Annotated in this window: 27 protein-coding genes; 7 read left to right on the forward strand and 20 right to left on the reverse strand. The window is 66.7% G+C overall.

Annotated elements, in window-relative coordinates; translation table 11 throughout:
- Positions 1-26: 26 nt before the first annotated feature.
- The 3 genes from INQ48_17930 to INQ48_17940 all read left to right on the forward strand — a co-directional run bounded on the left by INQ48_17930 (position 27) and on the right by INQ48_17940 (position 2,673).
- Positions 27-1,085 carry a substrate-binding domain-containing protein gene (locus tag INQ48_17930; protein ID QRF55290.1) on the forward strand — a complete coding sequence of 353 codons (1,059 nt, stop codon included), beginning with the start codon at positions 27-29 and terminating at the stop codon, positions 1,083-1,085.
- Positions 1,086-1,237: 152 nt separating this feature from the next.
- Positions 1,238-2,083, forward strand: coding sequence for a glucose 1-dehydrogenase (locus INQ48_17935; GenBank protein ID QRF60782.1), 846 nt, complete (start codon positions 1,238-1,240; stop codon positions 2,081-2,083).
- A 26-nt stretch (positions 2,084-2,109) separates the two neighbouring features.
- Positions 2,110-2,673 (forward strand): carboxymuconolactone decarboxylase family protein, encoded by a 564-nt coding sequence (locus INQ48_17940; GenBank protein ID QRF55291.1) that lies wholly within the window; start codon positions 2,110-2,112, stop codon positions 2,671-2,673.
- Between the two features lie 6 nt (positions 2,674-2,679).
- Here the strand turns inward: INQ48_17940 and INQ48_17945 are convergent, their stop codons facing one another.
- Positions 2,680-3,930 (reverse strand): TetR/AcrR family transcriptional regulator, encoded by a 1,251-nt coding sequence (locus tag INQ48_17945; GenBank protein ID QRF55292.1) that lies wholly within the window; start codon positions 3,928-3,930, stop codon positions 2,680-2,682.
- 218 nt (positions 3,931-4,148) lie between these two features.
- On the opposite strand from INQ48_17945, the gene INQ48_17950 reads away from it, so the two are divergent.
- Positions 4,149-5,381 carry an acyl-CoA dehydrogenase family protein gene (locus tag INQ48_17950; protein ID QRF55293.1) on the forward strand — a complete coding sequence of 411 codons (1,233 nt, stop codon included), beginning with the start codon at positions 4,149-4,151 and terminating at the stop codon, positions 5,379-5,381.
- Between the two features lie 23 nt (positions 5,382-5,404).
- Positions 5,405-6,169 (forward strand): SDR family oxidoreductase, encoded by a 765-nt coding sequence (locus tag INQ48_17955; GenBank protein ID QRF55294.1) that lies wholly within the window; start codon positions 5,405-5,407, stop codon positions 6,167-6,169.
- Between the two features lie 28 nt (positions 6,170-6,197).
- Here INQ48_17955 and INQ48_17960 read toward each other — a convergent pair whose 3' ends face one another.
- Positions 6,198-6,425, reverse strand: a complete 228-nt coding sequence (locus INQ48_17960; protein QRF55295.1) for a hypothetical protein — start codon at positions 6,423-6,425, stop codon at positions 6,198-6,200.
- 159 nt (positions 6,426-6,584) lie between these two features.
- Positions 6,585-6,863, reverse strand: a complete 279-nt coding sequence (locus tag INQ48_17965) for a hypothetical protein (GenBank protein ID QRF60783.1) — start codon at positions 6,861-6,863, stop codon at positions 6,585-6,587.
- A gap of 362 nt (positions 6,864-7,225) precedes the next feature.
- Between INQ48_17965 and INQ48_17970 the strand changes: the two genes are divergently transcribed.
- Entirely contained in the window at positions 7,226-7,462 is a 237-nt protein-coding gene (locus INQ48_17970; protein QRF55296.1) for a hypothetical protein, read from the forward strand.
- A 322-nt stretch (positions 7,463-7,784) separates the two neighbouring features.
- Entirely contained in the window at positions 7,785-8,132 is a 348-nt protein-coding gene (locus tag INQ48_17975) for a hypothetical protein (GenBank protein QRF55297.1), read from the forward strand.
- A gap of 2 nt (positions 8,133-8,134) precedes the next feature.
- On the opposite strand, the gene INQ48_17980 is transcribed toward INQ48_17975, so the two are convergent.
- The 17 genes from INQ48_17980 to INQ48_18060 all read right to left on the reverse strand — a co-directional run bounded on the left by INQ48_17980 (position 8,135) and on the right by INQ48_18060 (position 24,015).
- A complete protein-coding gene (locus INQ48_17980) occupies positions 8,135-8,737 on the reverse strand; it encodes a DUF2514 family protein (GenBank protein QRF55298.1) in 603 nt (200 codons plus the stop codon).
- Positions 8,694-9,236: a lysozyme gene (locus INQ48_17985; protein ID QRF55299.1), complete on the reverse strand. Its 543-nt coding sequence runs from the start codon at positions 9,234-9,236 to the stop codon at positions 8,694-8,696. The genes INQ48_17980 and INQ48_17985 overlap by 44 nt, the downstream gene beginning before the upstream one ends.
- Positions 9,233-9,637 carry a hypothetical protein gene (locus INQ48_17990; protein ID QRF55300.1) on the reverse strand — a complete coding sequence of 135 codons (405 nt, stop codon included), beginning with the start codon at positions 9,635-9,637 and terminating at the stop codon, positions 9,233-9,235. Before INQ48_17990 ends, INQ48_17985 begins: the two co-directional genes overlap by 4 nt.
- Positions 9,634-10,041, reverse strand: a complete 408-nt coding sequence (locus tag INQ48_17995; GenBank protein QRF55301.1) for a hypothetical protein — start codon at positions 10,039-10,041, stop codon at positions 9,634-9,636. Before INQ48_17995 ends, INQ48_17990 begins: the two co-directional genes overlap by 4 nt.
- Position 10,042: 1 nt before the next feature.
- Entirely contained in the window at positions 10,043-11,092 is a 1,050-nt protein-coding gene (locus tag INQ48_18000) for a hypothetical protein (protein ID QRF55302.1), read from the reverse strand.
- Between the two features lie 2 nt (positions 11,093-11,094).
- On the reverse strand, positions 11,095-13,887 hold the full coding sequence (locus INQ48_18005; GenBank protein QRF55303.1) for a hypothetical protein: 2,793 nt from the start codon (positions 13,885-13,887) through the stop codon (positions 11,095-11,097).
- Position 13,888: 1 nt separating this feature from the next.
- On the reverse strand, positions 13,889-15,268 hold the full coding sequence (locus INQ48_18010) for a hypothetical protein (GenBank protein QRF55304.1): 1,380 nt from the start codon (positions 15,266-15,268) through the stop codon (positions 13,889-13,891).
- 2 nt (positions 15,269-15,270) lie between these two features.
- Positions 15,271-15,984, reverse strand: coding sequence for a hypothetical protein (locus INQ48_18015; GenBank protein QRF55305.1), 714 nt, complete (start codon positions 15,982-15,984; stop codon positions 15,271-15,273).
- 1 nt (position 15,985) lies between these two features.
- A complete protein-coding gene (locus INQ48_18020; protein ID QRF55306.1) occupies positions 15,986-16,522 on the reverse strand; it encodes a GNAT family N-acetyltransferase in 537 nt (178 codons plus the stop codon).
- Positions 16,519-17,100 (reverse strand): aspartyl/asparaginyl beta-hydroxylase domain-containing protein, encoded by a 582-nt coding sequence (locus INQ48_18025; protein QRF55307.1) that lies wholly within the window; start codon positions 17,098-17,100, stop codon positions 16,519-16,521. Before INQ48_18025 ends, INQ48_18020 begins: the two co-directional genes overlap by 4 nt.
- A gap of 123 nt (positions 17,101-17,223) precedes the next feature.
- On the reverse strand, positions 17,224-18,237 hold the full coding sequence (locus INQ48_18030; protein QRF55308.1) for a hypothetical protein: 1,014 nt from the start codon (positions 18,235-18,237) through the stop codon (positions 17,224-17,226).
- Positions 18,238-18,240: 3 nt separating this feature from the next.
- Positions 18,241-19,638: a hypothetical protein gene (locus INQ48_18035; protein ID QRF55309.1), complete on the reverse strand. Its 1,398-nt coding sequence runs from the start codon at positions 19,636-19,638 to the stop codon at positions 18,241-18,243.
- 2 nt (positions 19,639-19,640) lie between these two features.
- The gene (locus INQ48_18040; GenBank protein QRF55310.1) at positions 19,641-19,919 is read right to left on the reverse strand and encodes a hypothetical protein; all 279 of its coding nucleotides are present in this window, start codon (positions 19,917-19,919) and stop codon (positions 19,641-19,643) included.
- A gap of 163 nt (positions 19,920-20,082) precedes the next feature.
- Positions 20,083-20,391, reverse strand: a complete 309-nt coding sequence (locus INQ48_18045) for a hypothetical protein (protein ID QRF55311.1) — start codon at positions 20,389-20,391, stop codon at positions 20,083-20,085.
- A gap of 21 nt (positions 20,392-20,412) precedes the next feature.
- Positions 20,413-20,877 carry a hypothetical protein gene (locus tag INQ48_18050; protein ID QRF55312.1) on the reverse strand — a complete coding sequence of 155 codons (465 nt, stop codon included), beginning with the start codon at positions 20,875-20,877 and terminating at the stop codon, positions 20,413-20,415.
- Positions 20,878-20,923: 46 nt separating this feature from the next.
- Positions 20,924-23,518, reverse strand: a complete 2,595-nt coding sequence (locus INQ48_18055) for a hypothetical protein (GenBank protein QRF55313.1) — start codon at positions 23,516-23,518, stop codon at positions 20,924-20,926.
- The gene (locus INQ48_18060; protein ID QRF55314.1) at positions 23,515-24,015 is read right to left on the reverse strand and encodes a hypothetical protein; all 501 of its coding nucleotides are present in this window, start codon (positions 24,013-24,015) and stop codon (positions 23,515-23,517) included. The genes INQ48_18055 and INQ48_18060 overlap by 4 nt, the downstream gene beginning before the upstream one ends.

Consider the following 24,015-nt stretch of genomic DNA (forward strand, 5'->3'; position numbering starts at 1 on the left):
TTTCGGTCGCGAGCACCGCACTGCGCATGAACCCCAAGGCCGGCAAGGCGAGCATCAAGGACGTGGCCACGCTTGCCGGCGTGTCGCTGGGCAGCGTCTCGCGCGTGATCAACAAGGCCCAGAACGTGAGCCCCGCGCTGCGCGAGCGCGTCGAGCGTGCGATGCGCGAACTCGACTGGCGGCTCAACCATGCGGCGCAGGCGCTGCGCGCGCGCAGCTCGCGCACGGTGGGCTGCATGTTCACCGACGTCGCCAATCCGCTCTACGCCAAGCTCTACCGCACCTTCGAGGCCAAGCTGCGCGAGGCCGGCTACATGGTGCTGCTGGCCAACAGCCTCAACGATCCGCAGTGGGAGCTCGAGATCCTCGCGATGTTCCAGGGCCGCCGCATGGACGGCGTGATCATCGCGCCGGGCAACGAGCGCGACCCGGCGGTGCTCGAGGCGGTCGAGAAGCTCGGCATCCCGGCCGTGATCCTCGACCGCGACATGGACGTGGCGCAGGACCAGTTGCTGTTCGACCATCCGCGCGGCGTGAAGGAGGCCGTGCTGCACCTCGCAAGCCTGGGCCATCGCGAGCTGGGCCTGGTGGTGGCCGACATGCAGAACCGGCCGATGCGCCGCCGCATCGAGGGCTTCGAGGCCGGGCTCGAGGCCAGCGGCCTGGCGGCGCGGCCCGCGCACATCGTGCGGCTGCCGACCTCCACCAGCCCCGCCTTCGACGCGGTCACGCAGTTGCTCGAGGGCCCGGTGCGGCCCACCGCGCTGGTCACGCTCGGCACCAGCGTGCTGGCCGACGTGCTCAACGCCATCGCCGCGCAGGGCCTGCGCATTCCGCGGGACATCTCGCTGGTCACCCTGGGCGATCCGGACTTCGCGCGCAGCCACCGCCCGCCGATCAGCAGCGTGACGGTGGACCTCGACCGCGCGGCCGAGGACGGCGTGCGGATGCTGCTCGAGCGCATGCGCGACGCGCCCGATGCGCCGCCGCGCCGCGTGCTCGCGCCCATGCAGTTCGTGCTGCGCGGCTCGTGCGGGCCGGTGCCCGCGCAGGCCGCCCCGAAGCCGCGCAAGCGCGCGGCCTGATCCTCTTCCACGGCGGGGCCCGTCCGAGCGCCCTACACCGATCGATGAAACGATTCACCCTGGGAGAAACACCATTCGCCGGTGCCAGCCTCGCGACTTAAGCTGCGGACCACTCCCTCCACCGTCCCCGGCCCCGCGCCCGCACCGTGAACATCTCCACCGCCCCCACACCCCATGCCGAAGCCGCCAGCAGCAGCCTCGAGGGCCGCGTCGCGATCGTGACCGGCGCCGGCTCGCGCAGCGCCGAGATCGGCAACGGCCGCGCCGCCGCCCTGCTGCTCGCGCGCCGCGGCGCGCGCGTGCTGCTGCTCGATGCGCAGCTCGACTGCGCGCGCGAGACCGAACGCATGATCGCGGCCGAGGGCGGCAGCGCGCTCGCCCTGGCCTGCGACGTGTCGGACGCCGCGCAATGCCGCCAGGCCGTGGCCCATGCGATCGAGGCCTGGGGCCGCGTCGACATCCTGGTCAACAACGTCGGCATCGGCGGGCCGGCCGGCAATGCGGTCGATCTCGACCTGGATGAATGGGACCACGCGCTGCGCGTCAACGTCACCTCGATGATGCTGATGGCGAAGTACGCGATCCCCGAGATGCGCAAACTGGGCCGCGGCGCCATCGTCAACATCGCCTCGGTCGCGGGCCTGATCGGCGGCACGCCGGCGCTGCTCTATCCGACCTCGAAGGGCGCGGTGGTCAACATGACCCGTGCCATGGCCGCGCACCACGGCGTCGAGGGCATCCGCGTCAACTGCGTGGCGCCCGGCATGGTCTACACGCCGATGGTCGCGGGCCGCATGACGCCCGAGGTGCGCGAGCAGCGCCGCAAGCGTTCGCTGCTGCAGACCGAGGGCTCGGGCTGGGACGTGGGCCAGGCCGTGGCCTACCTCGCGAGCGACGAGGCGCGCTGGGTCACGGGCGTGATCCTGCCGGTCGACGCGGGCGCCACGGCCGGCAACGCGCCCTCGCCCGGCCTGCGGCCCGACACCCGCGCCGCCTGACATCCACCGACCGAGGACCCCGACCCATGCCCCGCGTTCCCCTGCTGCCCGAGCATCCCGATGATCCCGCCGCCGCGGCGCTGTTCGAGCGCGTGCGCGCGGCGCGCGGCCCGGACTTCCACCTGCCCCATCTCTACCGCGTGCTCGGCACCGCGCCCGCGCTGTTCCGCGGCTGGCTCGATTTCGCGTGGCCGCTGCGCCTGGATGCGAAGACGCCGCGGCTGCTGCGCGAGCTGATGATCCTGCGCGGCGCGCAGCTCTCGGGCACCGCCTACGAATGGGCCCATCACCTGCCGATGGCCACCGAGGCCGGCGTGAGCGAGGCGCAGATCGACGCGCTCGTGCACTGGCAAGACAGCGATCTCTTCGATGCCGACGAGCGCGCGGTGCTGCAGCTGGCCGAGGAGGTCACGCGCGGGCCCGCGGCCTCGGCGGCCACCGTGGCGCAGCTCAAGGCGCGCGGCTTCGACGACGCGGCCGTGGTCGAGCTGGTGCTCACCGCGAGCTTCTATGTCTGCGTGAGCCGCTTCCTGCAGTCGATGGACGTCGAGCTCGAGCCCGGCTACGAGGCGCATCGCGCGCGCATGTGAACGCCGTCAGGCGGCAGCGGACGCCTCGCCGAGCAGGCCCATGAAGGCCGGCCGCAGGTAGAGCTCGACCACCGAGGCCTCGCTCGCATCGGGCACCCAGCGGTGCAGCTCGGCCGCGCCGTTGATCGCGCCGACCAGCAGCTGCGCCGCGAGCGCCGCATCGAGCGGCCGCACCGATCCGTCGACCAGGCCGTCGACCAGCATCGCCGCCAGGCGCTCGATGCGCTGCTGCAGCGTCGTGTGCACGCGCGCGCGGTCGGCCGCCTCGGGCAGCGCGCTGGTCGACGACAGGCGCAGCAGCGGGCCCTCGGCCGAGCGCTGGAAGCGCACCAGCATGCGCGCCGCCAGGCCCGCGCGCTGCCAGCCGCTGCCGCCGGTGTCCTCGGCGAGTTGGAAGGCGCGGCGGATGACCTCGAAAGTGCGCTCGAAGCAGGCCGAGATCAGGTCCAGCTTGTTGTCGTTGTGGTGATAGAACGAGCCCTTGGTGACATGGAGCCGCGCCGAGATCTTGTCGACCGAGGCGCCGCGGTAGCCCTGCTCGTTGAGCAGCGCGGTGGCCGCGCGCAGGAAGGCATCCATCGCGGCGTTGTCGGTGGGCCCATGCAGCACCGCCTCATCGGACAGCGCGACCGCCTCCCATCGCGCCGCCGGCGCGCCGAGCCCGTGGAGCACGATGTCGGCCACGCGCGCGGCCATGCGCGGGTACTGCGCCGCCTCGTAGCGGCCGAACCAGGCCGGCAGCCAGTGCACCAGCGACAGCAGCAGGTGGGTGCGGGCATTGCGCACCTCGCGCGGCCAGTGCGCGGTGGCCTCGTCCTTGAACAGCCCGCGCACGCGGCGGAACATGCCGGTGTAGGCGATGTGCACGGTCTCGAGCTGCGGGCTCGGCAGCGCGCGCACGTCGCTGAAGGCCACCACCGGCGGATGCTCGCCGAGCGCCACGGCCGCCAGCAGCGCGGCATGGCCCGCGAGGAAGGCACGCACCCGCGCCTCCACCGTGGCCTCGCGCGCCGCGGCCTCGGCGATGCCGTCGAACAGCACGATGGCGCGCAGGAAGCAGGCGGTGGCCAGGTCCTCCTTCTTTCGGTAGTAGTAGGTGACGCTGTTGGTCACCAGGCCCACGCTGGCCGCGATGCCGGCCAGGGTCGCGCCCTTGACGCCCTGCGCATTGAACTGCGCCGCGGCCGCGTTGAGGATGGCATCGCGCTTTTCCTGGAAACGCGCGGTCTGCGGCTCGCGGGCGGTGACGGCGGTCATGGGGGAAGGCTTCTTCAACGGCGAGAAGGACGGTGGGCCGCGATGATACCGAGCAGCAATCGAAGATCAGGTATTCGCGCATTCATCGGCAGTTCCCATGCGAGTCGCCTAGGTTCCACCATTTTGGAATCGGCGGTTTGTATTGGAACGGCGCCCTTGCTATCGTCTCCGAGCCCGGCTCGCGCCGGATCCGACGAACGAAGAAAAAGGAGACCGTCATGGACTTCACCCTGTCCGACAAGCAAGTGCATTGGCGCGATCGCGTGATCGCGTTCATGAAGGCGCACGTCTACCCCGCCGTGCCCACCTACATGGCGCAGATGCAGGGCTTCGGCGAGAACCGCTGGCAGGTCGTGCCGATCGTGGAGGAGCTCAAGGCCAAGGCGCGCGAGGCCGGGCTGTGGAACCTGTTCCTGCCGCTCGATTCGGTGCCCTCCGACAGCCCCTACAAGGGCGCGGGCCTCACCAACCTCGAGTACGCCGTCTGCGCCGAGGAGATGGGCAAGGTCGGCTTCGCCTCCGAGGTCTTCAACTGCTCGGCGCCCGACACCGGCAACATGGAAGTGCTGATCCGCTACGGCAGCGACGAGCACAAGAAGCGCTGGCTGCAGCCGCTGCTCGAAGGCAGGATCCGCTCGGCCTTCCTGATGACCGAACCCGACGTGGCCTCGTCCGACGCCACCAACATCGAGACCTCGATCCGCCGCGACGGCGACCACTACGTGATCAACGGCCGCAAGTGGTGGTCCTCGGGCGTGGGCGACCCGCGCTGCGAGATCGCCATCGTGATGGGCAAGACCGACCCCGAGGCGCCGCGCCATTCGCAGCAGTCGCAGATCCTGGTGCCGCTCCACACACCGGGCATCGAGATCGTGCGCATGCTGCCGGTGTTCGGCTTCGACGACGCACCGCACGGCCATGCCGAGGTGGTGTTCCGCGACGTGCGCGTGCCGGCGGCGAACCTGCTGCTCGGCGAGGGCCGCGGCTTCGAGATCGCGCAGGGCCGGCTCGGGCCCGGGCGCATCCACCACTGCATGCGCTCGATCGGCGGCGCCGAGGTGGCGCTCGAGAAGATGGTGCGCCGGCTGCAGTCGCGCACCGCCTTCGGCAAGCGCATCGCCGACCAGTCGGTGTGGGAGCAGCGCGTGGCCGAGGCCCGCATCGACATCGAGATGACGCGCCTCTTGTGCCTCAAGGCCGCCGACCTGATGGACCGCGTGGGCAACAAGGTGGCACGGCTCGAGATCGCGATGATCAAGGTGGCGGCGCCGCGCACCGCGCTGCGCATCATCGACATGGCGATCCAGGCCCATGGCGCGGCCGGCGTCACCACCGACTTCGGCCTGGCCAAGCAGTACGCCAGCATGCGCACGATGCGTCTGGCCGACGGACCCGACGAGGTGCACAACCGCTCCATCGCGCGCATGGAGTACGGGCGCTACGCGGACTGACCATTTCGAGGAGACAACACACCATGTCCTTGTTCTCGCTGGCCGGCAAGGTGGCCATCGTCACCGGTTCCTCGCGCGGCATCGGCCGCGCCATCGCCGAGCGCCTGGCCGAGCACGGCGCGAAGGTCGTGATCTCGTCGCGCAAGCCCGAGCCCTGCGCCGAGGTGCGCGACGCCATCAACGCCGCGCATGGCGCGGGCGCGGCGATCTCGATCCCGGCCAACATCTCGTCGAAGGAAGAGCTGCGCCACCTGGTCGAGGAGACCACGCGCCAGCTCGGGCGCGTCGACATCGTGGTGTGCAATGCCGCGTCGAACCCCTACTACGGTCCGCTGGCGGGCATCGAGGACGACCAGTTCCGCAAGATCCTCGAGAACAACGTGATCGCCAACCACTGGCTGATCAACTTCGCGGTGCCGCAGATGATCGAGCGCAAGGAGGGCTCGATCATCATCGTCTCCTCGATCGGCGGCCTGCGCGGCTCGCCGGTGATCGGCGCCTACAACGTCTCGAAGGCGGCCGACTTCCAGCTCGCGCGCAACCTCGCGGTGGAGTACGGGCCGCACAACGTGCGCGTGAACTGCATCGCGCCGGGCCTGATCAAGACCGATTTCGCGCGTGCGCTCTGGGAAGACCCCGAGAACCTGCGCCGCCGCACCGAGAGCACGCCGCTGCGGCGCATTGGCGACCCCGACGAGATCGCGGGCGCGGCGGTGTTCCTGGCTTCGCGCGCGGGGGCATTCATGACCGGGCAGAGCCTGGTCATCGATGGCGGCGTGACCTGCTGAGCGCCGCGGCGCCGGGACCGGGCCGGGCTCAGTCGGCGCTGCAGTTCCAGGCGCGCACGAACTGGACGGCCTTGGACTGGGCGCGCTGGAAGGCGATGTCCCAGGTCGGCTGGTCGGCAATCACCAGGGCGCAGCGCGGGACGCCGTCCAGGAATATCTCGGCCACTCCGGCGCAGGAGCCGTCGGCGTTCACCGTGGGTTCGAAAGCGCCGGTCCAGTGATCCGGCAGTTCGAGAACGAGGGATGGGGCGTGCATGTGCGCCCAATCTTAGGACGCAGGCCTCAAATCGACAACAAAAGTTAACATTCCCGCCGGAACAAAGTCACGATTACCACGCGAAAACGTAAAGGTTTTGATAGCAATTCGGGGGGAATTCGCTCCATCCGCCTGCCGGCGCGGTGCCGGCGCCTCGGCTCAGGGCCGCGGCAGGCTCGAGAGGAAGGTCGAGACGAACAGCGAAGCGGCCCGCCCGACCTCGAGCACCTCCGACAGGTCGAAGCGCTGCGGCGCGGCGCCGCTGTCGTCGCCCGCATGCCTGACCTCGATCAGCACCTCGCTCGCGAGCTCGCGGTCGCCGCGGGCCTTTCCGTTGGGCATCAGCCAGGTGTCGAGCGTCTCCGGTGGAATCCGCCGGAAGACGGCGACCGCCGGGACATAGCGAAAACTCCGCTCCTCGGCCGTGGCGATGGGCATGCTGACACGACAGGCGAAGCTGTCCTGCAATGTGTTTGTCACTCCCTGTTCCTTTTTTATGTGACGAGTTACGTAAGTTAATTCCTCCCTGCATGGCAGAGAAGAATCAGCTTAGGTTTTGCGCCGACGGTTTGTGAATAACACACGCTTGGGGATTCACAGTTCACGGTTTGAAGCGCATGGACCCGACATCCACGGCTTTCAAGCACGCTCAGTTCACAAGGCTTGGCTCCCTGGCGCTAAGGTTTTGACCTTCGTCACGCGCGCGACTCGGCCTACAGCCAAAGACATCAGGTAACTGACGGCAACGTTTGTTAAAGCACTCGACCATCGCTCCAGCCCATCGACAACAGGAGGTACTGATGAGCTTCAAGGAGATCAACGATCGTTTCGGCCTGCAGTTCCAGCGCGGCAGCCGCGTGTTCTGCGACGGACGTCTGGGCACCATCACCGGCGCGACCCATTCGCACATCCGCGTGCGCTTCGACGGCCGCCAGAATGGCGCGCCCTGCGATCCGCTGGAAGTGCGGCTGGTGGACACGATGCCGGTGGGCGTGCCCGCCATGCCTGCGCCGCAGGCCCTGGCGTCCGGCCAGTAGGCGAAGCGATCGCGCGGCGGCGCGAAGCCACCGCATTGCTGTCGGGCCGCGAAGAAACGAAAAGAAGGAAGCGCCACCCAGAGCGCATTTCGAGCGGCCAAGAAAAAAGCCCAGAAGCATCGCTGCTTCTGGGCTTTTCCGTCCTTGGACTTTCGTCTTCGGCACGGGTCTTGGCGGAACCGGAGGACTTCCAGTTTCTAGGCTCTATGCGCCTCCCGAGAGGCCCGACCGATTTTTACCACCGAGCTACCACATATCGCCTCTCCATGGCGGCCAAGTCTGGATTCCAAGATGGTCCCGCAAACCACTGTATGCTCACACAGTGTTCTACGCAGTCGTCACCCCACTGCTTGCCGAAGATGGCGAGCGCATCCCGTCAAGCCGCCGAGTTCAGCCGATGCGCGGCATGGTCGTGTTTGGCGAGATGAACCGGATGCACGAGTCTGAGCCATATGCCTCGGTGGCCGACCTTTGGGAGGCCTACGGCACCGCGAGGATGCGCAGCATGCTCCACATGTCCACGCCGACCATCCTCCCGAACGGGAAGGCGCCGGGCATGCTGATCTCGGGCATTCAGCGGGAGTGCTGGCACGACGAGGGGAAGCTGCGGATCAAGGAGCACCGCCAGGTCTGGCAGGTCGTCCCTACGCAGCGCGACGGCTACGAGTAACCCTATTTCGGCGTCAGCGCGTCGTAGGAGCGCTCGCAGGCGATGCCAGCGATCCGGAGCCGGTCAGCGTATTCCGCCAGTTCTCCCGCTCGTTTGTCAGCCCGGCCGAGCACGTCAACGAGCAGCCCAAGGGGGTCGGCACCAGGCTGGCTCGGGCTTGCGGTGGCAGTGCAGGCACTCGCGCGGGCTCGACCGGCGGCGCCAGCGGCAGCTTCGCGCAGGCCGTCAGCAGCAGCACGAGCGCCGCGCAGGTCATCTTCCAGGGTTGAGATTCGGCCTTGGGCATCGGTGGCCTCCTTCGTGACGGCCGCGGCGCGGCGCTGTTCCTCGGTGCGCTGCGCGCGCTCGGCCAGGCGCTGGCTCTCCGCGTCGGTGGCGCGGCGGTCGGCGGCTGCCTGCTCGAGCCCGGCGACGCGCACGGTCTGCAGCCCCAGCAGCGCCAGCAGCAGGCCGACCAGCACCAGCTTCCAGTTGCTGAGCAGCCAGGTCAGCGCAGCCACGGGCAGTCCTTCGCGTGATGGCCGTGGCCGCCGCAGAGGCAGCACCAGCGTCCGTCGGTGATCATGGGTATCGCGCCTTGGCCGAGTTGATGGCGCCGCGGGCATCGCCGCCCAGGAACACCAGCCGCTCGGCCTCGCGCCGGCGCTGCAGGCCCTTCATGACCTGGCCGGCGGCCATGTTCCACCGCGGGAACTGGCTGGCCGCGCCAGCGTAGTCGCCCGCGTTCAGAAGCCGGACAAGTGTCGACGCGCTCAGCGCCGCGCGGCCGGCGTTGTAGAAGATCGAGACCAGCGCATCGAACTGGCGCTGCGTCAGCGGCACCAGCACGGCCTTGCGCACCGCCGGCTCGAACTCGAGCGCCATCCGGCGCGTGAAGCGCTGATTGGCCTCATCCAGCGTGATGCTCAGGCCCTCGACAACATCCGGGCCGGTATCGCCCCATCCGATTGTCCAGGGGGCACCGCTCAGCCCCGCCGATGGCCGCCCTGCCCGCTCGGCCTTGGCGCGAGGCGATGCGGGGTCGGGGTAGGCCCGCAGCCGCAGGTCTTCGTAGTAGTGGCAGATCTCGGTGCCGTCCGGCCCGATGTGCAGGGATTCGTTCACGATCGCACCCTCCTGGCCTTGAGCCGCTGCCAGAGTGCGCCGGCCCTGGCGCGCTGCCGGAGCACATAGAGCTCGATGCGCTGCACGAGCGCCAGCGACTCCAGCGCCGAAATGTCGGTCGCCTCGTCCGGCGCCACGTCGCCGGCCCACGCCCGCGCGCTGCACAGCAGCACCACGACCAGGCTGTAGGCCAGCAGCACCATTCCCGGGCCCGGCCACTCGCCGGCCAGCGGCAGGAGCACCATGCCGACGGCGATGGCCGCCCAGATCGCGTACTCGACCACCACCGGCCACCGCGTGTTTTTTGGCATGGCGTTGAGTCGGCAGCCGGCGATCGCGAAGATCGCGGCGCTCGCGGGCCAGATGGCCAGGGCATAGAGCCGGGCGATGTCCCAGGTCATGGCGTGTCCCCCCTGCTGCCGCGCGCCAGGTCGATGGCCTTGAAGATGAACCGCACGATGGCCCGCAGCAGCTTGGGCCAGTCGTCGCCGATCGCGCCGATCAGCAGCGCCACCGGCGTGATCAGCACGCGCTCGGTGAGCGAGCTGTAGTAGCTGCTCCCGATGCCAGCTAGGCTGACGGTGATCAGCACGGCCAGGCCGGCCACGCGCAGGAAGTACCAAAGCGCCGCGGCGCGCGAGGTCTTCTCCCGCCGCTTCAACGCGAACGAGGCGCCGATGACCGACGCCAGCACGATCACGATGTAGGGGCCGACCACCGCAGCCACGTTGGGCGCGTAGACCAGGCCGGCGAGGAAGATGCCGAAGCCGACGGCATCGGTGACGGATGGGGTCTGGCCGTTCATGTCAGGCGTCCACCGTGCCGACGATCGAGCAGCGCTCGCCCACCGTTGCGCTCCCCTGCCAGACAGACGTGCCACCCGTCGACCGCACGAGCATCGTGGCGTAGTGATAGCCCTCGGCCAACTCCTTTGTGGCTCGAGCGCTCGTCTGAACGATGAAGTTGTTGGGTTGCGCGAATCCCCCGGCGTCCTCCGGCACCAGGCCGTCGAAGCCGATCGCGCCGGCGACTGTTGCGGAGGTCGGATTCGTGACCGTGAAGAAGGCCGCCAAGTCAGCGCAGCCATTCGCCCAAGCGAGGAACTCGATCCGCTTCGAGGCGTCCAGCTCGACGTATGTCGTCGTGGAAGACGGTGCGTTCGTCAGTAGCGCATTGCTGAGCGGCCGCGCACGATGGTTGAACCACGACGCAACCAGGCGCTGAGCGGCAGTGTCGACAAACGCCGGTCCGGCGATCGTCCGGGCCATGCCGACCAGCGATCGAGTAGTGTCTCCGTTCTTGGTTTCAACCCTGGTGATCGGGTCCGTGACGTGCCCGGTGGTCGATGCCTCCAGGGTCATCACGCCCGCATTCATGAAGGCGTAGATGTAGTAGAGGGTCGCATCGACCAGGCCCGCACTGGACAACGAGACGCCGCCATCGGGGACGGTGTTTGCAATGCCGTCGATGGTGAGCCGCGTACCCTTGTACGGCTGCAAGACGATGTTCGAACCGGACTTCACGAGACGGCATTCACCGTAGATTCCAGTCCCTGCAGACATCGCGCTCGCAAAGCTGTCGGGCGCGTACGCCACGACCGCGCCGCGGCGGTTGCGCACGGTGAGCGAGTAGTTCAAGGGCGTGAACACTTGCGCAGGAGAGCCGTTGCGCACGATGTAGCCATTGAGGGTACGCGCGGGCTGCGGCACCGGTTGCGTGCCTGCTTGGTCCCAGTACACGACGATGGGGGCGGTTTCCGGGTTCTGGTGAAGCGCGCCAAAGTACAGCGAACCAGCGTCGAGCGGGGAACCGTCCAGATCGAAGAACTGCGGGAAGGGGGAGACGATTGGGGTCATGGTCAATCCTGGCTGTTGTTTCGACCTTGCAGCACCTGCAGCACCCACTTCTCCCGGTTGCTGAGATCCTGCGGGCTGCCAACGGCGCGTGCGAAGCGAGTGAAGGGACGGCTGTATGCGAAGGCACGAGCTTTCGCGGCTTGGTTGCCGCCGGCTCGCGTGAGCTGCGTGAACTCGGGGGATGCGATCAGCGCGTCTGCAGCCTTGATGGCGTTGGGCTTGGCGCCTCGAGTGAGCGCGCTGGCAAGAGCCGCGCCGACACCGGGGCCGAAGACACTACCCGCCGCGGTGCCGACGGTGGCGCCGACTGCGCTTTGCTTGGCCACGTCATAGAGGCGGCCGGCCAGGTTGTCGGCGCCCTTCAATTCGTCAGCCACAGCCATGATGCGACCGGTAGTGATGCGCTCGCGACTGGCCGCGCTGATGCCGCGCGAGACGCGGTAGAGGTCACTCAGTTGCTTGCGGGCCTGCGGCGGCAGGTTGCTCATCACCGCCGCGTGCGCCTGCTTGTTGCGCAGCAGGCCCTCGTACCACTTCGCGTAGGTCGTGAAGTTGATCGGCCCGCGCGTCGCTGCAGTGCGGAAAGCGGAGGTCAGGCCGGCGGCCATCACCTCCTGTCGCTGTGCCTCGGGAACCGCCTTCAGAAGCCGCAGCAGCTTCGAAGTGTCTCCTTGACCCACCGCGCGAACAGCGCCAGACATATCGCCGACGATGCTGCCATCAAGAGTCTTGCCGAAAAGCGAAACAAGGTCATCTTCCAACCCCTTGCGGACGGCGACGGATGCTTTGGCGGCGGCGAAGAGGTCGGATGCACCATGCGATCCTACGACAGTCGCCTGGTCGTCGGTGATCAGCGAGTAGAGCTTCTTCGCGAGGCCCGTGTCGGAGTCCTTGAATGGTCCCGTCCCACGCGTCGCGGCGCCCACATCCTTGCGCACGTCGTCGAGCAGCGCATAGGTGGGCTGTCGGGCGCCGTTCTGGCCGGGAGCCAGGCGTGAGAGCACCTTCTTCTCCATGGGCGACAGGTTCGTTGCGCCTCCGAGTTCGTCGGCGCGCTGGCGGATGAACTCGATAGTGTTGGGGGCCGGCGCTTCCGTCTTCGCAGGGATGGCCGCTCGAACCTTCTCGTAAAGGTCGTCGGCTTGCTTCTCAAGTTCAGCCTGCGTGGCCTGCATGCGCGCCTTCACGCCGCTGCTCACCGTGCTGGCGTCGGTGCTGCCCCCGATCTCGCTGATCAGGTCGTCTGCACGCTTGGCGACGCTTTCCAGGCCCTGCACCTCGGCAGCGCGCGCTTCGGATCCTGGCACCGACTTCACGGCCTGCGCCAGCTCGCGATAAGCCTGGTTCGTGGTCACGTGGTCGGGCTGCAGGTAGTCCTCGATGCCCAGCCGCTTGGCGGCCGACAGCGCCTTCGCGTCGGGTGCAGCTTGTTCGGCCAGCACTTGGGTGGCGCGGTTGCTGCCCATGCCGCCTGTCGCGGCGGTGCGCGCGGTCTGCGCAAGCTGGGCGGCCGGCATGATCTCGGCCGGCGCGACGGGGGCGATCGTCGCGGCTGCGGGCTGTGCTGCGGCGGGGGCGACAGGTTGCGCTACGGGAGCAGCTCCGGTGGTCGCGGCTTGCTCCACCGCCTGCGCCGGATTCGCGGCAGGCTCGGGGACGCCACGCAGCCGCTGCAGCGCTGCCTTGCCCGCGTCGAAACCGGCGCCCACGGCGCGCGCAACGGCAGGCACCGCACCACCAGCAGCCGCAGCCAGCGCCACTTCGCCCGGGTTGAAGTTGCCGCCCGTAGCGGCCTGAGAAGCCTCGATCGCCGCCTGAGTGAGGCCGGCCCCCACCGCCGCGCCCGGGATGGTGGCCGCACGGCCGGCCGGCGTGAAGGCCCCGATGGCGGCAATGGCACGGGGCAGATCACTCACGCGGAAGCCTGGCTTGATCGCGTACTCCTGCCCGTTGGAAGCCGATCGGATGATGAAGTTGCCCTTCTCGTCCTGGCGCACCTGGGCTTCGGGAAAGTTGGCCTTGATGATCTGCGCCGTCTCAGCCGGATTGCTCAGGATCGTGCCAACTCCGGTCTTCGCGCTTGCCAGCGACAGCGAGTTGAGCTCGGGCATACCCGCCCAGTCCGGGAGCGCCTCGGTCGTCGGCGTGCGACGCGCGTTCCCGGTCACTGCGTCTGCGGCTCGCGCGAAGAAACCAGGCTGCTCGGGTTCAGGCGCCGCTTCGGTGGTCGGGTTGGCTTGCAGGTATTGAGCGAAGCCTGCCTCGAGCGCGCTGGGCGTCGCGGATGCTGTCGGGGTTGTAGCCCCCGGCACAGCGTCAGCCGATCGGCCGGCAGGCACTGCAGGGTTCGCGGCCATGAACTTCGCGAAGTCGTTCTCGAGTGCGTTCACCTTGGCGGCACCCTGGCCGCCCATCACGCGCGCGATGTAGGCCTGCGTGCGCGGGCCCCAGTTGGCACGATCGGTGCCACCGTGGTACTCGCCCACCGCGGCGGCCGCATCGCCGCCGTTGCGCTTCAGCGATTCCTTCAGCAGCAGTCCTGCGACCTCGGATGCATTCTCAGGGCTCAGGTAGGCGTCGATGCCGAACTTCTTGAGCGCTGCATCGCGCGTGGCCGGGATGACCTGGTACACGCTTTTGGCGCCTGCCTCGCTCACCTGGTCGGCATTCGAACGCTCGCCGCGCGTGCGGATGCTCGACAGAAGGCCGACGGGTAGGCCGAGCTTCGTTTCGGTCTTCGCGTCGAGGTCCGCATACAGCGGATCCTGATACGACTTCGGCGCTTCGGTGGCCATGTCAGAACGATCCCGTCGCGCCGACAGCGGGCGTCGTGGTCGACGCGCCCGGCGTCGCTGTGCTCTGCAGGTACTGCAGCACCTGTTCGCGCGTCGCGCCCGGGAACTTCGAAAGCAACTGGTTGATGTTGCCCTCGGTGACATTGCCGTAGACCGGGTGTTTGAGCACGAAGCCGCCGCCGCTGGTCGGGAGCTTGCCGGAACCGACCTGCTTCGCCATCGCCTTGTCGAGATAGCGGCGCACGACCCCAAGGTTGTTCTTGATCTGCTTCGCCGATTGGTCCGGATCCAGATTGGCAATCGCCGCGGATAGCTTCTTACCCTCGGCGTCGGACAGGTTGCCGAGGCCTACCATCGTCTTGATCTGCGACTGGAAGTTCTGAGCCTGCAGGGTCTCGATCTGCGCGCGGAAGTCCTTGTCGTCGGTCCCGGGGATGCCGCCAAGGTACTTGCCGCTGATCGTGCCTGCGCCGCCCAGCACCGTGCCGCCATTGAGGCCCGGATGCTTCATGAGCGAGTCGACCGTGGCGCGCGTCTGGTTGAGGGTGTCGATCGCATCCTGCGCCGCGCCGCCCTCGGTCTTCGTTTTGTCGGCCTGCTTCTGCACGAGCTCGTCGCGCTTAAGGATCAACTCGCCACGTTGCGTCTCGCTGTTGGCCTGTGCGATCTGCGCGTTGAGGGCTGCAATCTGTCGCTGCGCCTGCTTGGTCTCGATGTCCTCGGCCGCGTTGGCGTTCTCCAGGGCCGTCTTCGTCGAAGCGTTCGCTGCCTCCACGCCCTTGATCCCAGCCTCTGCGTTCTTCTTTGCCAAGTCGGCCGGCGCTTGAGCGGCTGCACGCTCCTCGCCTCCCGCGGTGGCTGCAGCGCTCAAGAACTTGTCGCCGCCCGGAACGCTCGACAGCAGCACCCCCATCGTCGCCCTGGCGAACTGCGGGCTCATCTCGATCAACTGGGCCTGCGTCCGAAGCGCCTGAATCTCGGGCTTGGGCACGCCTGCAGCTTCCATCGAATCGGCGCGAGCTTGCATCTGCTTTACGGCGATGTCCGGCCGTCCGTTCACCACAGCCGAGTAGTACTGCCCGAGGTCCCGCAGCGTGTTCTGTTGCTGCTCGGTGCTTCGCATCTCGAAGGCCTGCTTGAAGTTGTCCTTCAATTGAGGCAGCACGATCGAAGCTGCGGCATAGTCTTTCGCTGTGGGGTTTGGGTTTGCCAACAGGCTTTGCAGCACTTCCGCTTGCTTGACGCTCTGCTGTCGAATGAGCGCAAGCTGCTGTTGCTGCTGCTGGTCGTCACGAATAGCTGCCCCAGCCCTGTACCCCTGAAGGGCCGATTGGAACGGCGTGGCGACGTCGATCGAGTAGTCGACAGGTGCGATTGGCATGATCAGAAGACTCCGTACGATGCGAGTTCATCCATGAGGCCGCCGCCTCCGAAACCCGAGCCGAGAGTGGACAACCCGCTGCCACCTCCGCCGCTTCGACCTCCGGCCCATAGGCCGAGTCCGCTCGAGATGGCGCCGAGGCCGCTCGCTGTCGCACGGCCTTGCGCGATCGCACTGCCCGCGCGCGACGCGCCGATCTGGGCCAGTTGGGACGAAATCGCGTTCGTCGCAGCCTGGCCAGCGTTGCCCGACTGAACAGCTGCGTTCTGGCCGATGTTCACCAGGCCGCCCAATTGCTGGAAGCGGTTGTTGATCTCGGCTGACAGCATCGCCGGGCTGAACTGAGCCAATGCCGCCTGGGTGTTGCCACCGCGCAGCCCACCCGTCGCCGAGGCGTTCGCGAGGATCGATTGCTCACCCTGCTTGACCTGCGACTGAAACAGCGGAGACGACTGCAGGTTGTTGATGAAGCTCTGTTGCGCGTCGTTGCCGTTCAGGCCAAGGATGTCGCGCTGTTGGCCCACTGCCGTCGTGCCTGCATCGACGTAGGGCCGCAGCAGCGCGAGCATGTTGTTCAGATTTGCCTGCTGATTGATCGCGCTGTAGACCGCGAACTCGGTCTGGTTCTGGTTTGCAGCTTGCGCTGCATTCGACTGAGCGTTCGCACCGGCAACCCCTGCGACGGCCGATCCAACCCCTACTGCTGCTGCGACCATTTCAGTCTCCGATGAGTTTGGCGTAGAGGTACTCCACGCGCTTGTAGCCGAGGTGTTCGAACAGCTTGCTCATGTCGAGATGCACCTTCGTGCCGGTGAAGAGCTTGCGCACGCCGAGCGCTGCCATCTCTTTCTCGACGTGGCGAAAGAGACGAATGCCAGTGAAGCCCTGACGGTGCGCCGGGGCCAGCCAATAGACGTCGGTGATGCCGTGCAGCGTGGACTTGTAGTGCAGGTGCCCCGAGATGATGGCGACGTGATAGCCGACGAGCTCGCCGTCTTGACGCACCGTGACGATGTGCAGCGCGCCATCCTTGTCGAGCGCGTCGTACTTCTCGTGATCGATGTCGAGGGGGACCGCGGCATGGTTGAGCGCGATCTCTTTCCAGTGCTGCACCAGCAGCGGGAGCATCTCGCGGCGCAGATCACGCCAGCGCTCGACCTTGTAGGTGGTGCCGGCCGGCGGCGGTGTGACGGTGCCCTCAAGCGCCAAGGCGCATGCCGCAGCGGCGGGGCCACCGCAGGTGACGCCGATCACAGCGAGCACCTCGCATCGAGGATCATGTGGATGCGGTCGGTCTTGCTGTGGTTCCAGATCTCGTGCTCGAGCTTGTTGTTGAACCAGAACACCGCACCAGTCTCCCAGTAGGTCTTCTCGTTGCCGCAGCGGAATTCGACGCCCTCCTCGCTCTGCAGGACGACATGGAAGCGGCGGTAGTAGTCGGCGTGTTCGGGGGTGTCAGCGTGCGGAAAGATGTGGCCGCCAGGCGCAATCTTGTTGATCATCACGCGGCCTAGACGCTCGCCGGCAACGGCCGAGAAAACGCTCATCACCAGCGCGCGGGCCTCGTGCAGGCGCGCGTAGGCCGGCTGGTCGACGCTCTCGTGCTGGTCGTAGCCCGCGAGCTTGTTCTTCTTGTAGAGCGCGATCTGCTTCTCGGTCAGGCCCGTGGCCACAACCGGAAATCGCAGCATGATGGATTCGACTTCGCCGAAGGGTCCCTGGGGGTAGTTGCGGAGGAACGTGTCCTCGGTCCACAACTCGGGGCGACGGGCGATGGCCAGCATGAGCGGCGCGACGTTCGCACCGGTGGCCAGACGCATGAAATTGCGCATTGCAGCTCTCTCTTTCGAGGATTGGCGAGCTGCTGGCTGCTCATTCGGCTCAGCTAATCGACCGGAGCCGACTGGCGCGAATTATAGGGATGGGCTATCGAAACACCAAACCGCGATAGCTTATCAAGGCGTGATGGTCGAACCCTGGAAATAGGTCAACTCGGGCGCGGCCGCGGTGTTCTGTGCAGAGCCCGTCGCCTGGAAGGCCCAGAGCTCGTAGGCGTCCGTGCCGTTGGGGATGTCGATGCAAGTCACGCGCGAACCTGTCACGGCGGTGCTTTGTGCCTCGATGGCGGTCCCCCGCTTGAACTCGGCGCCGTTTTTGTACACGGCCACAGTCATGCTGGCGCCTGCGGCCGACACCGAGGTGTACGCGCCGCTGAGCATCACTGGCTTGCCTGCCGGCGGTGACCACGTGCTGCCGGCGAAGAAGCCGCCGGTGTCGAACTGCTCGGTGCTGAAGGTCAGCTTCGTGAAGGCTCCAGAGGGTATCGACTGCGCCACCGAGTTGTTGTGCGCGCTGAAACTGGCAGACGTCACAGCGGGCGCTGCGCCGGCGCGGAAGATCATCAACAGCTTGTTGCTCGCTGCATCGTAGTAGCCGAAGGCGTAGTCGACGACGTTGGGACCCGTGCTGAGAACCGGCGTCCCGGCGGCGCCGAAGTCGTAGATCGACGCGAACGACAGCGTGCGGCCGCCTGTCGCATCCTGGCGCAGCACGAAACACAGCAGCATGCCGTCGCTCAAGCCCGTGGGCGCGGCCAGAGCGCGATTGCCGCCGAGCGTCACGCTGAAGGAATTGTGCTGCGATGCGTCCACAGCGATCACCGGGCCGTCCACGAGCGCCAGCGGAACGTCGCGTAGCGCCAGTGCGTCCGCGGTCCCCTGTGCCGTGTTCGCCGCGCTGAGCGCCGACGTTGCAGTGAGTTGCGCAGCCGATGCGGTTCCCTGCGCTGCTGCTGCGGCGGCGGCTACGGCGGCGATCTCGTCTGAGTTGTCGACCACGTTCTCGGGGATCGTGACCGCAACGTCGAAGAACAGGTTCTCGAAGGCCTTGAGCAGTTCGGGCGTCTTGCAGAACTGGGACAGAAGCGTTCGGCTGATCGGCTTGGCGCGGAGGACGAGTTCCGTGGCCATGCGTCAGGCCTGCAGAGGTTCAAGGCGCATCTCCAGCCGCAGCACTGCGAGAAACGCATCGCTGGTGCCCCGGAACCGCTGGATGCGCCAGTTTCGGATGAATCCCTGTTTGCGCCAGCAGATGCGCTTATCGCGCTCGCCGATCTTGCCCGCTGCGACTGGGCGCTCTTGGCTCCAGACCTGACCGTCCGAACTGTACGAGGTCCAGATCACCGGCGCCGCGCCCAGCGGAACATTGCCGGGCAGGCACACCAGTTCAAGTTCATGCACGATCGCGCCGCGACCCTCGTTGTAGAGAACTGCGGTGCCGAAGTCCCAGCCCACGGCCGCGCCGTAGTGGGTCGCAACGCTGTTGGACAGGCGGCCGACGGCCGGGCTCTGCGGGTCATCGCAAAGCCAGCGGTCGTAGGCCCACGCGAAGTGCCGCGCGCGGTACTGAGCATGGCCGGCCACCGACGTGGCGAGCTCGAACCAGACCGGATCCCCGATGAGTTCGCTTGCAGCGCCATCGAAGACCAGCGTGCGGTCCGGCAGATGCAAGTAGAGGTGCTGCTGTCCGCGGTCGGCGCGCGTCTCGAGCAGCACACCAGCCAGTTGCGCTTCGCTGTAGCCCTGCAGGATGGTGTCGATCTCTCGCGTGGACAACTTCTGTGCGGTGCCCGAGGCCGCGATCCAGACCGCGGGAGCCTCATTGCGCGCAGAACCCAGGAAGGCGATGCTCTCCAGGAACTTGGCGCATGCCTTAGTCCCTACGCAACCGCGCTGAATCTGGGCGCCATCAATGCGCGCGAAGGGGAACCCGTCGCCGCCGACGTTCTGGAAGGTCTCGATGCTGTACCGGTTGAGCGCGACGACCTCGCTGCGCACGCGCTTGAGCGCCACTATGGGGTCGGGATCTGCCTCCGACGATCCATAGCGCAACGGATTCACCGCGTAGGGGTTGTCGATGTCGGTGACCACGATCGACGTGCCGTCCGTCGTCATGAAGTAGCCGGCGATCCACAGCATGTCGACGACCACACCGAGGTCCGGGTCGGTCACCTGCGAAAGCGTGCCGTCCCAGTAGAAGAGCTTCTGGTTCGAAGCGATGGCTAGGCGATCGAAAGACACATCGAGGCTGACTTCGCCGCCGGAGTCGACGTCGGCCAGCGTGGTCACGCTGCCGTCCGAATCGACCCGCACCAGCTTGGAGCCCATGACGCTGTAGCACACGCCATTCCAGACCATGGAGCCGCGGCCGATGCCCGGGCCAGTGCCATGCGCCACAATGCCGTCGGCCGGCCCCAGGTAGCTCTTCGACAGCCCAGACTCCTTCAGCACCGGCACCAGGTTGCGCGGCAGCGCGGTGCGCAGCTGGGCGGTCTTGTCGGCGTAGATGCCGGTCATGATGCCGATTTGCATGGTCAGTTCGATGGCATGAGGGCGATGACGCTGACTTCCACGCCCGAGGCGCTTCCGCCCAGCACGTCGAAGTTCTGCAGCGCGGTGATCAGCGGGCCGATCAAGACGATGCTCGTGAGGGCCGGCAGCAGTTGCGCGCGCGATCCCTTGATGGTGCAGCCGGTGTAGAGCCCGCCCGTCTGGATGTCTCCCGTCACCTCGAGCACCACTTGACGGCCGCTCGGGTTGATCGCGGTGAGGTTCACGGCCGGCTTGCTGGGGAAGCTGCGCGTGTATGTCACTGTGGCGGTGCCGTCGCCGGCAAGCGTCACCCGCGTGGCACTCGTGAGCCGTGGATGCACATGATCCTGACGCGATGCGGCCCCACCTCCTCCTGCCACCGCTGTCCCGGACTCACTCAGCGGCGCAGTGTTCGCCAGCGGTGCGCCGAAGCCCGCGTCCATCTCACCACCCCTCGCCCGTGATCACCTGCAGCGTGGTGCCGGCGGCCGAGATGAACGCAAGCCGGTCGTGCGAGATGTCTTTCGTGATCGTGACCGCCATGTTCGGAGGAATGGGCATGTCGGCGGCTGTTGCCACGGCCCCAGCCTGCGCAGCCTGGCTGAAGGTTCGCACGAACGCGATGGCCGCCCCCGTGTTCACGATTCGCACCTGGTTGTTCGACGCGTTGATGGGTACGGCCGCGGAGGCGGCGCCCGGCGCGACAGCTTGGCCGGTGCCGTAGGCGGGCGAAAAGGGTTGGCGAGCAGTCATGGAGTTCTCCAGGGTTGAAGGTCAGCCGACGCGATACCAGGACTTCGCGATGAAGTCGAAGCGCAGGCGGAAGAAGCTGTTGGCGGCCAGCGTGGCGGGGGCGCCATTCACTGCAGTGGCGCCGTTGCCGTTCACGGTCAGCGCGGTGACAGCCTGCGTGCAGGTCACAAGCACTTCCTGACCGTCGATGCACTCGGCGACCGGCGGAAGAATGACCGTCCCGGCGGCGTAGGCGGCCGCGGGCGTCAGCAGCAGGAATGCTGCGGTGCCGGCGACAGGCGGCTTGATCTGCACCGAGAACCCTGTTGCGCTGGGCGCGGCGTACTGCGTCACGAAGCCGCTGTTCGCTGCTACCTGCGCCATCACGAAGGCGACGAGCGCGGTGATCGAGATGCGTCGCGTGTCGCCGTTGGCACTCGACCAGATGGGGATCAGGTCCCCGATGCTGAGTTGATCGTTGCTGGATAGGTCGTTGATATCGGTCATTCGATCGCCCCTTCAGATTCCGCAAATTGAAAATTAAAGCCGGCGCTCATGCGGCCCCCCTGAACCCTCGAGCGATCTTGTGCAGCAGGTTTGAGCGGATGGATTGCGTCTGCGACGTCGAAGCCGTAGAGGGCGGCATCAGAACAACCGGCTTGATTCCGGCTTTGCTCAGTCGATCGCAGATGGCTTGCGTGTTGGAGTACCACCGGGTGTCGTTGGTCGATCCCTTCTTGCCGCCAGCGCTCTTGACCTTGTTCACCCACATGTTCACAGGATCGAAGTCATAGGCCGAGTCGGTGTCCGCGTCGTAGGCAGTGCGCGAGTTGCTGTCATTGATGGCGAAATTGGTGAAACAGTGGGTTACCTTGGGGCGGAGTTCCAGGATCTTGTCGGCCCAGTACAGGCCCCACTCCGAAGTCTGTCCCCCCTTGCTCATGTTTAGCGTCGTCACACTGACGCCTTGAGAGGCGAGCTGCGTGCGCAGCCGCTCGGACGTGAACTGCATGCCGTCTGCCGTCGATCCGTCCGGCCGCAGCGGTGGGACCTCCCCGCCGACGGCAACCGGATAAGCGCCCCACGAATCCATGAGGAAGGCCACCACGTCGCCCGACTTGAAGAACCCGCTGGTCGGCGTCGCTGCGGACTTGGTGTACGCATAGACAGCGCACAGCCGGAGCGCCGTGACCTTGTTCTCCGCGTTCATCAGGCGCACCGTCAGCGTGCTGTAGCCGGCGAAGTCAACGAAGACGTAATGCACGCGGCCAGCCTCGTAGACCTGGTCGTGGATCGTGACGCCGTCGCCCAGCACAACCAACCGAGCTTTGCCGTCGAAGGTCTGGCTCGTGCCGTCAACGCTGCTCGTGTAGGCGCCAGTACGCGCAGCAATCGGGATCTCAAGAAAGCCCGTGTTGCGACCCGCAGGAATGGTGAACTCGATGCCATCCCCCGCAGCGGCGGAATTGATGTCGTACCCATAGCCCAGGTACTGCGTCGGCTCGCCAACGACGCCGTCGCCAGCAACGCCGACGTTGTATTGCGGGTCGGTCCTGGTCTGGCAAAGCTTCGCGAGGTTGGTTGTGCCCGGCACGAAGCCGCCGAATCCAGCATTCCCGAGCTTGGTAATCGCAACCTTCAGCGTAGTGTTGTCGAGCGTGTAGATATTGGCATTCGCGGCTGACGGCGTGCTGCACGTCGGAGGGTGGTACTCGAAGATGGTCGACTTCTTGTACGCATACCGCTGCGTGCGGCTGATGATGAAGTCCGCGAGGCCCTTTTGTGCCAGTCGGCTCAAGTGCTGGGTGTTGGCGCTGTCCCACATGCCCTGGGCGTTGCCGAGGGTTGCCGGCAAAGTGCCGATGACCGTCACAACGTCGCCAACCACGCTCTTGCAGACGAAGCTAGTGATTTCTCCGGTGGCGCCGTTCTCCACCACCAACGCACCGCCAGCGATGAAGTTGGAGCCTCCACCAGACGCCACAGTGAATTGATTCGCAGAATCGCGAGAGGCCACAGCAACAGCATTGAAAGTAGCGGGGAACGCCCACGACTTCGTGTACTGCCACAGGTTCACGAAGAGCGGGGCAGCGGCATCTGTTGCAAGGTCGAGTTCACCCACCAAAGCCGCAATTCGCGTGTCCGATGCAAGCTGGGCCGCCGCCAGTGCCGTAAGCGTGACGTTCAGCGGCGTGCCATTGTCGTCCACGAGCGTTGAAGACAACGACACGGGATGCTGCGTGGTGATCTGCTTCTGCTTGCGGATGTTGTACGCGGCTACCGAGCCCTGTACATAGGCGCTGGTCACGGGCCACTGTTGCGCGCTCACGCGCAGATAGCGAGCATTCGCCGGGGCCGTGGCGGTGAGCGCCTGGAAGGTCGGCTCAGCACCGCCAAACGCGGAGATCAAGACCTTGTCCTTGTCGTACCAGCAGTGGCGCGCGCTACCGATGCACTGCGAATAGACGACATAGGCCTCGCCGCCAAGAATTTCGAGGAAACCAGTCGCTCCCCACGATGGGCTAGACGCAAAGGCGCCCGTCGCCAGAATGAAGCCGTTGTTCGTGAATTCAGCGGCGCCGTACAGCAGCTCGGTCACCGTCTTCAAGCGTGTGGTGCTCGGCACCGACTTCCCTGCTTGCAGAACTGCGCTCCCGGCAACGTTCTGGTAGAGATCCAACGAGAACTGAGGGTCGCTGCTTGGCACCGTAAAGTACTCATTGAGTCCAACCCCGGCCGGTGTTCCCGCAGGATTGACGCCTGCCGCCGCCGTTGCGTAGGTGCGGCCTCGGGCTGCTGCTATATCTGCGGAGGTCGCTGCGCTCGTGGCGGAAGTCAGTGAGTTTGCGGCCTGAGTTGTCGCGACCCCCGCTTGAACCGTCGCGATTCCGGCCTGCGTGGTGGCCGTTGTCGCGCCCGCCGTCGCGATGGCTGCTTGCGTGCCCGCAGAGGCGGCATATCCCTGTGCAGCGGCGGCTGCTTCCCGGGCATCCTGCGCATCCTGCGATACGCCGATCAACTCTGCGATGGCCGCAGCGATCGCCGTCAGCGGCAACTTTCGAGCCGTGCCCCCGCTGATCGAGAAGATGGGAACCAGGTCGCCAAGGCTGATCTGATCGACGCTCGAAAGCTGATTGATATCGGTCATGGCAGCGGCACCGGTCCGTTGAAGTCGAGCGTGCCGTCGGGCCCAGTGGTGAGCACGTCGACAGGGTTCAAGAGGAAGGGGTTGTTGCAGCGGAGGCGCTTGTATCCGGCGCCTGCTGGAACCTTGCCTCGCAGTTGCATTTGAGGTGGGTCGGCGAGGCACTTGCCCAGCAGCGCGTCGTAGGACTGCTTGGCGACGGCCGCCGTGGGCAGCGCGATCTGCTTGCCGTAGCTGGGCGCAGCACGCAGCGCCAGGTTGAGGTAGACCGTCTCGTTGGCCTGGTCTGGGATGCCGCTGTCCTGGTCAGGATCGGCTGCCTTCGGATCGACCGTGCGGTTGTAGCCGATGCGGATGCCCGGGGTCTCCCACGAGGCCATCATCGAGTCGAGCCGCAGCACCATGGCCACCATCTCGGCGGGCTGGATGTCGAAGTTGTACCCGGCCAGCGCGATCTCGTTGAAGGCCATGTCGCAAAGTTGTCGCTTCGTCCAGCCCAT

The organism is Variovorax paradoxus (assembly GCA_016806145.1).
Lineage (GTDB): Bacteria > Pseudomonadota > Gammaproteobacteria > Burkholderiales > Burkholderiaceae_C > Variovorax.